This is a genomic window from Aeromicrobium sp. PFPM2_SD2 (genome assembly GCF_057364525.1).
In genome coordinates, this window is record NZ_JBNFNZ010000037.1 from 1 (window position 1) to 11039 (window position 11039).

Genomic DNA, 11039 nt, shown 5'->3' on the forward strand with positions numbered 1-11039 from the left:
GCACCACGGGGCCCGGTGGCGGACGTACGGCGCGCCTGGGTGGCACGCTCGGCGCGACCGCACGTCCGACATCAGCGCGCCGCCTTCTCGGCGGCCGAGACGGCCGTCGACCAGCCCTTGTCGGGCGACCGCTGACCGTTCTCCACGCTGCGCAGCGCGTTCTCGACCGCGTCGCGCACCGGGACGTTCTTGGCCCCGAGGTAGACCGGCTCGAGGTTGCGGGCACCGGCGACGAACAGCTGGCCGGTCGGCGCGTTGCTGAAGTACTCGTTGGTGTCCTCGGTCAGCGCCGGGTCGTCGTACAGGGCGGGCAGCGACGGCAGGCGTCCGGCCGCCTCGTAGGCGGCCATCTGGCCGTCCTCGCCGCTGAGGTAGCGGACGAGCTCGATCGCCAGGTCCTGGTGCTTGCTCGTCTTGGGCACGCCCAGCCACGAGCCGCCCCAGTTGCCCCCGCCGCCGGGCACGGCCGCGATGTCCCACTGGCCCTTGCCCGCGTCGCCGGCCTGCTCGGTGATGTAGCCGGTCATCCAGGCCGGGCACGCCACCGTGGCGAACGACCCGTTCTTGAAGCCGGCGTTCCACTCGTCGGAGAAGGCGACCAGCTTGGCGCTGAGGTCGGCGTCGATCATCGTGATGGCCTGGTCCCAGGACGCGCGGACGGCGGGGTTCTTCTCCACGACGAGCTTGTCGTCCCGGTCGAAGTAGGTGTGGTCGCCGCTCTGCATGAGGATCGAGTTGTAGGTGTTCGTGGCGGCGTCGATGAAGTGGACCTTGTCGTCCTTGATGCCGGCCTGGAACTTCTTGCCGACCTCGATGAAGTCGTCCCAGGTCGCCCACTGCTTCGCGAGCTCCTCGCGATCGGTGGGCAGGCCCGCCTTCTCGAACAGGTCCCGGCGGTAGCACATCGCCAGGCCGCCGACGTCCGTGCCGAGGCCGATCGTCGTCTTGCCGTCGGCGGTGGTGGCCTTGTCCCAGACCCAGGGCAGCCACTGGTCCTTGTCCTCGCCGGCGGCGTCCTGCAGGTTCACGAACTTGTCGGCGGCGGCCAGGAAGGAGACCGTCTGGCCCTCCTCGATGGCCACGACGTCGCCGGCCGAGCCGTTGGCCGCGATCTGCTGGCTGAGCTTGGTGTTGTACTTGCCCAAGTCGCCCTCGGCGGTCTCCACGATCTTGACGCCCGGGTGGTCCTTTTCGAACTGCTCGTACGCCTTGGCGTACCCGAACTTGCCGAAGAGGTTCACGCGGAGCGTGACGTCGCCGTCGTCCCCCTCCGAGCCCCCGCAGCCGGCCGCGACCGCCGCCGTGACGAGCGTCAGCACAGCGGCGCCGACGAGCTGTCGTGTGGTCTTCACGTCATGCCTCCTTGACTGCCCCGCCGGCCCGGACGGCCCTCTGTGGGAGCGTTCCCACGAGTATGACCGGGGTCACATTCGACGTCAAGGACCTTCTGGGAGCGTTCCCAGACGTGTCACCGGATCGCCAGCGCGCGCAGAAGCGGTGAGCCTACGCCCACCCGGCCCGTCGGCCGGTGACGCTGCGTCCACGGGGCCACCGCACGTGGACGCTGGGTCACCGCCGTCCCCAGGCGTGGACGCAGGGTCACCGCCACCGCCCTCACCGGACGACAGCGCCCGCGCCCGGGCACGTGGCCCGGACGCCGGCGCGTCAGGTGGGACGGATCAGGCCTCGGTGGCCGGCTCCTCGGCGGGGGCCTCCTCCTGGCCCTCGACCACGGGGATCAGCGACAGCTTGCCGCGGTCGCCGACCTCGGCGATCTCGACCTGGATCTTCTGGCCGACCGACACGACGTCGTCGACGTTGTTGACCCGCTGGCCGCCGTTGAGCTCGCGCAGCTTGCTGATGTGCAGCAGGCCGTCCTTGCCCGGGAGCAGCGAGATGAACGCGCCGAAGTCGACCGTCTTGACGACGGTGCCGAGGTAGCGCTCGCCGACCTCGGGCATCGTCGGGTTGGCGATCGCGTTGATCGCCGACCGGGCGGCCTCGGCGGCGTCGCCGTTGTCGGCGCCGATGTAGACGGTGCCGTCGTCCTCGAGCGAGATCTTCGCGCCGGTGTCGTCCTGGATCTGGTTGATCATCTTGCCCTTCGGGCCGATGACCTCGCCGATCTTGTCGACCGGGATCTTCACCGTGATGATGCGCGGCGCGAACGGGCTCATCTCGTCCGGGGTGTCGATGGCCTCGGCCATGACGTCCAGGATGGTGAAGCGGGCCTCGCGGGCCTGCTTCAGCGCGCCGGCCAGCACGTCGGCGGGGATGCCGTCGAGCTTGGTGTCCAGCTGCAGGGCGGTGACGAACTCGCGCGTGCCGGCGACCTTGAAGTCCATGTCGCCGTAGGCGTCCTCGGCTCCCAGGATGTCGGTCAGCGTGACGTACTCGGTCTTGCCGTCGACCTCACCGGAGATGAGGCCCATCGCAATGCCCGCGACCGGCGCGCGCAGCGGGACGCCGGCGTTGAGCAGGCCCAGCGTCGAGGCGCAGACCGAGCCCATGGACGTCGAGCCGTTGGAGCCGAGGGCCTCGGAGACCTGACGGATCGCGTAGGGGAACTCCTCGCGCGGCGGCAGGACCGGCACGAGGGCGCGGCCGGCGAGCGCGCCGTGGCCGATCTCGCGACGCTTGGGCGAGCCCACGCGTCCGGTCTCGCCGGTGGAGAACGGCGGGAAGTTGTAGTTGTGCATGTAGCGACGCGTCTTCTCGGGCGAGAGCGTGTCGAGCTTCTGCTCCAGGTCGAGCATGTTCAGCGTGGTGACGCCCAGGATCTGGGTCTCGCCGCGCTGGAACAGGGCCGAGCCGTGGACGCGCGGGATGACGCCGACCTCGGCCGACAGCTCGCGGATGTCGGCCAGGCCACGGCCGTCGATCCGGACCTTGTCGCGCAGGACGCGCTGGCGCACGAGCGACTTGGTCAGCGAGCGCAGCGCGGCGCCGAGCTCCTTCTCGCGACCGGCGAAGCGCTCGCCTAGCTGCTCGACGACGTCGGCCTTGATCTCGGCCTCGCGCTCCTCGCGCTCGGCCTTGCTGACGATGGTCAGCGCCTGCGCCATGGACTCCGAGGCGATCTCGGCGACCGCGTCGTAGGCGTCGTCCTCGTAGTCGAGGAAGACCGGGAAGTCCTGGACCGGCTTGGCGGCGGACGCGGCCAGCTCGGCCTGGGCCTCGCACATCTGCTTGATGACGGCCTTGGCCGCCTCCATGCCCTCGGCGACGACCTCCTCGGTCGGGGCCTGGACGCCGGACTGCACGAGCTCCCAGGTGACCTCGGTGGACTCGGCCTCGACCATCATGACGGCGACGTCGTCACCGGCGACGCGGCCGGCGATGACCATGTCGAACACGGCCTGCTCGAGCTGCTCGTGCGTCGGGAAGGCGACCCACTGGCCGTCGATGAGCGCGATGCGGGTGGCGCCGATCGGGCCGGAGAACGGCAGGCCGGAGATCTGCGTGGACGCCGACGCGGCGTTGATGGCCAGGACGTCGTAGGGCGTGTCGGGGTTGAGCGCCATCACCGTGATGACGACCTGGACCTCGTTGCGAAGGCCCTTCTTGAAGGTCGGGCGCAGCGGGCGGTCGATGAGGCGGCAGGTCAGGATGGCGTCCTCGCTGGGACGGCCCTCGCGACGGAAGAACGAGCCGGGGATGCGGCCCGCGGCGTACATGCGCTCCTCGACGTCGACGGTCAGCGGGAAGAAGTCGAAGTGGTCCTTCGGCTGCTTGCTGGCGGTCGTGGTCGACAGCAGCATCGTGTCGTCGTCGAGGAAGGCGGACACGGCGCCGCCGGCCTGGCGGGCCAGGAGGCCGGTCTCGAAGCGCACGGTGCGCGTGCCGAAGCGGCCGTTGTCGATGGTCGTCTCGACCGAGTGGACGGTGGGTTCGGACATGGAAGTCCCTTCCGCGGGCACGCTGCCCGCTCGTCGGGACGAGGACGCCGGCCGGCGCTGGTGGTGCCGATCTTCGATCGAGGCTCGCGGGACGTCGTCCCGAGGGCCACTACCGAGGACCGGGCTCGTCGTGCCTGGCGGCCTCGTCCGGTGGTGTTCGTACGTGTTCGGTTGTGGGAGGTGCAGCGAAGGCGGCCACCCGGTGGGTGACCGCCTCCTGTCACGTCAGCGACGCAGGCCGAGACGCTCGATCAGCGAGCGGTAGCGCTCGATGTCGTTGTTCTGCAGGTAGTTCAGCAGACGACGACGCTGGCCGACGAGCAGCAGCAGACCACGACGGCTGTGGTGGTCGTGCTTGTGCTCCTTGAGGTGCTCCGTCAGGTGCGCGATGCGACCGGTGAGCAGAGCGATCTGGACCTCCGGGGAGCCGGTGTCGCCCTCCGCGGTCGCGTACTCCTTGATGATGTCCGCCTTGGACATGTCCACGACGGTGGGGGCGGCAGTCTTCTTCGACATGTGACTCCTGTGGGTCTCGTTGCACGGCGCGCCCGGGCCGGTTCACCGGGGCACTCTCTGTCCGTGGCCGTTCTGACGGCTTGCCCAGCCTACCAGCGCGGTGATCCCCGGCGGTAATCCCATGGCCTACGCTCCGGGCATGCGTCTGCGATCCCCCCGTGCCGGCGCGGCCCTGTGCGCCGCCGTCCTGCTGCTCCTGCCCGCCTGCTCCGGCTCCGACGCCGACGACGGCGCGGGCGGCGGCGAGGAGTCCGCCAAGTCCCTGCGCTACGTCGCCCTCGGCGACTCGTTCACCGCGGGCCCCTCGATCAACCCGGTCGACGGCGAGTCCGGCGAGTGCGGCCGCTCGACCAAGAACTACCCCAGCCTCGTGGCCCAGGAGCTCGGCGCGACCCTCACCGACGTCAGCTGCGCCGGCGCGACGACCGACAACGTCCTGCAGTCCGTGCCGATCCCCGGCACCACGGCCCCCGTGACGGCCCAGCTCGAAGCCGTCGACGCGGAGGCCGACCTGGTGACGGTCGGGATCGGCGGCAACGACGACGGCCTGTTCAGCACGCTCGCCCGCACCTGCGTCACCGGTGGCGACGCGTGCGGCACCTACCTGGACCGGAAGCTGCCGGCCGTGCTGAGGGCGACCTCGGCGAAGGTCACGACCGTCCTGGACTCGGTCCAGGAGAAGGCGCCCGACGCCGACGTCGTGCTGGTCGGCTACCTGCGCGTGACCAACGACGGCGCCAGCTGCGACGTCCTGGGCGGCAGCGGCGTCAACACCAGCGGCGTCGTGCGCGGCGAGGAGCAGATCGACGCCGCCCTCGCCGCCTCGGCCGAGCAGGCCGGCGTCACGTACGTCTCGATGCGCGAGTCCTCGTCCGAGCACAACGCGTGCTCGTCGGACCCGTGGACGAACGGCCTGAGTGCGCCGCTGGGCGACGGCATCGGGCTGCACCCGAACGCGGCGGGCATGGCGGCCGTCGCCGACGCCGTGGTGCAGGCCGTCCCCGAGCAGGGCTAGAGCTCGAGCAGGGCGCGGGTGCGCGACACGTCGTCGTGCATCCGCGCCACGAGCGCGTCCACGCCGTCGAAGCGCTCCATCTCGCGCACCGGCGCGACGAGCTCGACCCGCACCTGCTCGTCGTAGAGGTCGAGGTCGTCGCGGTCCAGGACGTAGGACTCGACCCGCCGCTCGGTGCCGTCGAACGTCGGGTTCGAGCCGACCGAGATCGCGGCGGGCAGGCGCTCACCGGACGCGCGCACGAGCCAGCCGGCGTACACGCCGTCCGGCGGCACGGCGTACGCCTCGTCCACCGGCACGTTCGCCGTGGGGAAGCCCAGCTCGCGGCCGCGCCGGTCGCCGCCCACGACGGTGCCGGTGACCTCGACGGGACGTCCCAGCACCTCCGCGGCCTCGGCCAGCCGGCGCTCGGCCGACCAGCTCGCGCACCCGCGTGGACGAGAACGCCTCGCCGTCGCCGAGCAGGCTGCGGTCGTCCACGGCGAAGCCGAGCCGCTCCCCCGCGTCGCGCAGGTACGCCACGTCGCCCTGCGCCTTGTGGCCGAAGCGGAAGTTGTCACCGACGACGACGTTCGCGGCGTGCAGCTGATCGACGACCACCCGGGTGACGAACTCCTCGGGCGTCCACGCCGCCATCTCGCGGTCGAAGGCCAGGACGTACACCTGGTCGGCGCCGGCCTCGCGCAGCAGCTCGATGCGGCGCTCGACGGACGTGAGCCGCTTGGGCGCGTGCGCCGGGGCGATGACCTCGAGCGGGTGCGGGTGGAAGGTGACGGCGACGGTGGCGATGCCGCGGCGCGCGGCGTCCTGCCGGGTGTGCTCCAGGACGAGCCGGTGCCCGCGGTGGACGCCGTCGAAGTTGCCGATCGTCACCACGCACGCGTTCGTGCGGGGCACGTCCGCCGCGCCGTCCACCTCAGCCCAGATCGCCACGCCGGACACTGTAGCCACCCCGGTGCCGCCGTGGCGGACGGAGTCAGACGAGCGGGCGCCAGGCCTGCAGGACGCGCTCGTAGAGGCGGGCCAGGCGGGGCCGCGCCCGCCACTCGTCGGCGTCCAGCACCTCGGCGTTGAGCGCGTCGCGCTCGAAGACCTGCTGCATGCCGCGGGCCAGCTTGTCATCGAGCAGCTCGAGGTTGATCTCGTAGTTGCCGGTGAGGCTGAGCCGGTCGATGTTGGCCGTGCCGATCGTCGACCAGGCCCCGTCGATCGTCATCGTCTTGGCGTGCACCATGTGGTCGCGGTAGCGCAGGATCTCGATGCCGGCGTCCAGCAGACGGTCGAAGTGGATGCGCGAGACGAAGTCGGCGACGACGTGGTTGGAGACCCTCGGCAGCAGGATGCGCACGCGCACCCCGCGCCGGGCGGCCTCGATGAGCGCGTCCTCGATGTCGCGGTCGGGGACGAAGTAGGCCTGGGTGATCTCGATCGACTCCGTCGCCCGGTCGATGGCCTCCAGGTACATGCCGCGGATCGGGAAGACCAGCTGACGCGGCACGTTGCGGTGGGCGCGCACGTGCGGGTCCCACGACGGGCTCGACAGCGGCTTGAGCGGCGGCCGGCGCCATCATGTTCCAGAAGTCGACGAACGCGTTCTCCAGGTCCCAGACCGCCGTCCCGGTGACGGCCAGGTGGGTGTCGCGCCACTCGGTCGCGTACAGCTCGCCGACGTTGTAGCCGCCGACGAACCCGACCGTGTCGTCGACGACCAGGATCTTGCGGTGGTCGCGGCCCCACGCCCGCGGGCTGAGCAGACGCCACGTGCGCGGCAGGATCGGGTGCCGCATGACCGCCACCCCGGGCGCGAACCGGAAGAACGACGGCCGCACCACGAGGTTCGCGAAGCCGTCGTACAGCACGTGCACCGCGACGCCGCGCGCGGCGGCGTCCTCCAGGGCCCGCTTGAACCGGCGTCCGGTGGCGTCGGCCTTGACGATGTAGGACGCCAGCAGGACGCGGGTCGTGGCCCCGTCGATCGCGGCCAGCATGTCGTCGTAGAGCGTCGCGCCGGAGGTGTGCACCGTGGCCGTCGTGCCGCCGTCGAGCGTGAACTCGTCCGGGGCGACCCGCGGGAGCGGCGCGGCGTTCTTGCCGCGCCACAGCTTGCGCACCTTGGTGGTCGACATGAGCGACAGGGCCGCGCCGAGCGGGGCGAGCACGGCGGACAGGACGAGGCGCCGCACGACGGCACGCGGCAGCAGGGGGCGCATGCGCGTCACCCTACCGACGCGCGCGCCCCGCGGCTCAGACGAACGACCGCGACCGGGCGCGCCGTCGAGCCGGCCTGCTCGTAGAGCGCCAGGAAGTGCCCGTCGGGGTCGAGCACGGCGACCGGCCCGTCCGTCGCGCCCAGGTCGGTGGCGGTGAGCCGCCGGCCGTAGCGGACGTCGGACGCGCTGCGCTCGTCGGCCGTCCACGTGGTGAACGAGCGGCGCACGACGTCGTCCAGCCCCACGACCTCGAACGAGGCCTCGAGCTGCTCGAGCGTGCGGGCCTGGTCGAGGGTGAAGCCGCCGACGCGGGTGCGTCGCAGCATCGTGAGGTGCCCGCCGACGCCAGCGCCGCCCGGCGTCGCGGCGAGGCGCGGACGTAGGTGCCGCTGGAGCACACGACGCGCACGTCGACGTCGGTGACGTCGTCGCCGTGGCGCAGGTCGGTGACCTCGAGCGTGGAGACGGTCACGGGACGCGCGGCCAGCGCGACGTCCTCTCCCCCGCGCACCCGGGCGTAGGAGCGCTGGCCGTCGACCTTGATCGCCGACACCGACGACGGCACCTGCATGATCTCGCCGCGCAGCGGCGCCAGGGCCGCCTCGACCGCCGCGGCGTCGACGTCACCGGCCGGAGCCGTCGACGTCACCTCGCCCTCGGCGTCGTCGGTGACGGTGGCCTGGCCGAGCCGGATCGTGGCCAGGTACTCCTTCTCGGTCGTCATGAGGTGACCGAGCAGCCGGGTGGCGCGGTTGACGCCGAGCACCAGCACGCCGGTGGCCATCGGGTCGAGCGTGCCGGCGTGGCCGACCTTGCGGGTGCCGGCCAGCCGGCGGGTGCGTCCCACGACGTCGTGGGACGTCCACCCGGCCGGCTTGTCGACGACGACGATGCCGGCGGCGGGCTCGCTCACGCGTCCTCGTCGTCCGCGTCGTCGTCCTTCTTCTTGTACGGGTCGGGGTCGCCGGCGTAGTCGGCGCCGGCGGCCCGGGCCGCGACCTCGGCGTCACGCTGACGCGCGCGCTCGAGCAGCTCCTCGATCGCCTTGGCGTTCTCGGGCACGGCGTCGAGGTGGAACTCCAGCGACGGCGTGTGGCGCACGCCGAGCTGCTTGCCGACCTCGGAGCGGATGACGCCCTTGGCGCTCTCCAGCGCCTGGGCGGTGCCGTCGATCGCCTTCTGGTCGCCCATGACGGTGTAGAAGACCGACGCGTGCTGGGCGTCGCCGGTCAACCGGACGTCCGTGATGGTCACGAAGCCCAGCCGGGGGTCCTTGATGCGGCGCTCCAGCATCTCGGCGACGACGACCTTGATGCGGTCGGCCACCTTGTTCACGCGGGGTCCGGGCACTGCTCCTCCTAAGGTGATGCGTCGGCCCGGCCCTCCACTGCGGAGGACCGGGCCGGCACGGGTGGGCGACGGTCAGTCGCGCGGCTTCTCGCGCATCTCGAACGTCTCGATGACGTCGCCGATCTTGATGTCGTTGAAGCCCCGCAGGACGATGCCGCACTCGAAGCCCTCGCGGACCTCGCTGACGTCGTCCTTCTCGCGGCGCAGGCTGGCCAGGTCGAGGTTGTCGGCCACGACCGCACCGTCGCGCAGCAGGCGAGCCTTGCTGTTGCGGCGGATCGTGCCGGACTGGACCATGCAGCCGGCGATGTTGCCGATCTTGGACGAGCGGAAGATGTCGCGGATCTCCGCCGTGCCCAGCTGGGCCTCCTCGAACTCGGGCTTGAGCATGCCCTTGAGCGCCGCCTCGATCTCCTCGATCGCCTGGTAGATGATCGAGTAGTAGCGGATGTCGACGCCCTCGCGGTCGGCCATCTCGGTGGCCTTGCCCTGCGGCCGCACGTTGAAGCCGATGATGACGGCGTTCGACGCGGCGGCCAGGTCGACGTTGGTCTCGGTGATCGCACCGACACCGCGGTCGATGACGCGCAGCGCGACGTCCTCGCCCACGTCGATCTGGGCCAGCGAGTCCTCCAGCGCCTCGACGGCACCGGAGCTGTCGCCCTTGAGGATGAGCAGCAGCTCGTCGGTCTCGCCCTTCTCCATCGAGGACATGAAGTCCTCGAGGGTGCGGCGGCCGCTGCGCTTGGCCAGCGTGGCGTTGCGCTCGCGGGCCTCCCGCTTCTCGGCGATCTGACGGGCCAGACGGTCGTCCTCGACCACCATGAAGTTGTCGCCGGCGCCGGGCACGGCCGTGAGGCCGAGCACCAGGGCGGGACGCGACGGGGTCGCCTCCTCGATGTTCTCGCCGTGCTCGTCGAGCATGGCGCGGACGCGGCCGAAGGCCGGACCGGCGACCAGCGAGTCACCGACGCGCAGCGTGCCGCGCTGGACGAGCACCGTGGCGACCGGGCCGCGACCGCGGTCCAGGTGCGCCTCGATGGCGACGCCCTCGGCGTGCTGGTTCGGGTTGGCGCGCAGGTCCAGCTCGGCGTCGGCGGTCAGCACGATCGCCTCGAGCAGGCCGTCGATGTTCGTGCCCGAACGGGCCGAGACGTCGACGAACATCGTGTCGCCGCCGTACTCCTCGGGCACGAGGCCGTACTCGGTGAGCTGGCCGCGAGCCTTGCTCGGGTCGGCGTCGGGCTTGTCGATCTTGTTGACCGCGACGACGATCGGCACGCCGGCGGCCTTGGCGTGGTTGAGCGCCTCGACCGTCTGCGGCATGACGCCGTCGTCGGCCGCGACCACCAGGACCGCGATGTCGGTGGACTGCGCACCACGCGCACGCATGGCGGTGAACGCCTCGTGGCCCGGGGTGTCGATGAACGTGATCGCCCGCTCGTTGCCGTCCACGTCGGTGGTCACCTGGTAGGCACCGATGGCCTGCGTGATGCCACCGGCCTCCTTGGCCACGACGTTCGTGCTGCGGATCGCGTCCAGCAGCTTCGTCTTGCCGTGGTCGACGTGGCCCATGACGGTGACGACCGGCGGACGCGGCGCGAGGTCGGCCTCGTCGCCCTCGTCCTCGCCGAAGCCGAGCGAGAACGACTCGAGCAGCTCGCGGTCCTCGTCCTCGGGCGAGACGACCTGGACGTCGTAGTTCAGCTCCTCACCGAGGATCTGCAGCGTCTCGTCGTTGACCGACTGCGTCGCGGTGACCATCTCGCCCAGGTGGAACAGCACCTGCACCAGGGACGCCGCGTCGACGCCGATCTTCTCGGCGAAGTCGGTCAGCGAGGCGCCGCGCGCCATGCGCACGGTCTCGCCGTTGCCCTTCCGGACGCGGACGCCGCCGATGGCAGGCGCCTGCATCTGGTCGAACTCCTGGCGCTTCGCCCGCTTGCTCTTGCGTCCACGACGGGCCGGGCCACCGGGGCGACCGAAGGCGCCCTGCGTGCCGCCACGACCGCCCGGACGGCCACCGCCACCGGGACGGCCGGCGAAGCC

The 11039-nt window shown here is 71.5% G+C and carries 7 protein-coding genes and 3 pseudogenes; 1 reads left to right on the forward strand and 9 read right to left on the reverse strand.

What is annotated here, in order from left to right; translation table 11 throughout:
* Nucleotides 1-71 precede the first annotated feature (71 nt).
* From AC2W7G_RS03720 to rpsO, 3 genes are all read right to left on the reverse strand, one after another.
* Complete coding sequence (locus tag AC2W7G_RS03720) at nucleotides 72-1352, reverse strand: ABC transporter substrate-binding protein (protein WP_485867252.1); 1281 nt, start codon at nucleotides 1350-1352, stop codon at nucleotides 72-74.
* Between the two features lie 327 nt (nucleotides 1353-1679).
* On the reverse strand, nucleotides 1680-3899 hold the full coding sequence (locus AC2W7G_RS03725; protein ID WP_485867253.1) for a polyribonucleotide nucleotidyltransferase: 2220 nt from the start codon (nucleotides 3897-3899) through the stop codon (nucleotides 1680-1682).
* Between the two features lie 225 nt (nucleotides 3900-4124).
* Complete coding sequence (gene rpsO, locus AC2W7G_RS03730) at nucleotides 4125-4379, reverse strand: 30S ribosomal protein S15 (RefSeq protein ID WP_131402585.1); 255 nt, start codon at nucleotides 4377-4379, stop codon at nucleotides 4125-4127.
* Nucleotides 4380-4554: 175 nt separating this feature from the next.
* Between rpsO and AC2W7G_RS03735 the strand changes: the two genes are divergently transcribed.
* The gene (locus AC2W7G_RS03735) at nucleotides 4555-5430 is read left to right on the forward strand and encodes an SGNH/GDSL hydrolase family protein (protein WP_485867254.1); all 876 of its coding nucleotides are present in this window, start codon (nucleotides 4555-4557) and stop codon (nucleotides 5428-5430) included.
* Here the strand turns inward: AC2W7G_RS03735 and AC2W7G_RS03740 are convergent.
* The 6 genes and pseudogenes from AC2W7G_RS03740 to infB all read right to left on the reverse strand — a co-directional run.
* Nucleotides 5427-6363, reverse strand: a pseudogene (locus AC2W7G_RS03740) (bifunctional riboflavin kinase/FAD synthetase). The gene AC2W7G_RS03735 and the pseudogene AC2W7G_RS03740 sit on opposite strands and share 4 nt — an antisense overlap.
* Before the next feature lie 43 nt (nucleotides 6364-6406).
* On the reverse strand, nucleotides 6407-6946 hold the full coding sequence (locus AC2W7G_RS03745) for a phospholipase D-like domain-containing protein (protein WP_485867255.1): 540 nt from the start codon (nucleotides 6944-6946) through the stop codon (nucleotides 6407-6409).
* Between the two features lie 166 nt (nucleotides 6947-7112).
* Nucleotides 7113-7640, reverse strand: a pseudogene (locus tag AC2W7G_RS03750) (phospholipase D-like domain-containing protein); the annotation flags it as partial.
* 5 nt (nucleotides 7641-7645) lie between these two features.
* Nucleotides 7646-8553: pseudogene (gene truB, locus AC2W7G_RS03755) on the reverse strand (tRNA pseudouridine(55) synthase TruB).
* Nucleotides 8550-8990, reverse strand: coding sequence for a 30S ribosome-binding factor RbfA (rbfA, locus tag AC2W7G_RS03760; protein WP_485867256.1), 441 nt, complete (start codon nucleotides 8988-8990; stop codon nucleotides 8550-8552). Before rbfA ends, truB begins: the two are co-directional and overlap by 4 nt.
* Before the next feature lie 72 nt (nucleotides 8991-9062).
* Nucleotides 9063-11039: translation initiation factor IF-2 (infB, locus tag AC2W7G_RS03765; protein ID WP_485867257.1), on the reverse strand; the 1977-nt coding region annotated here is incomplete at its 5' end.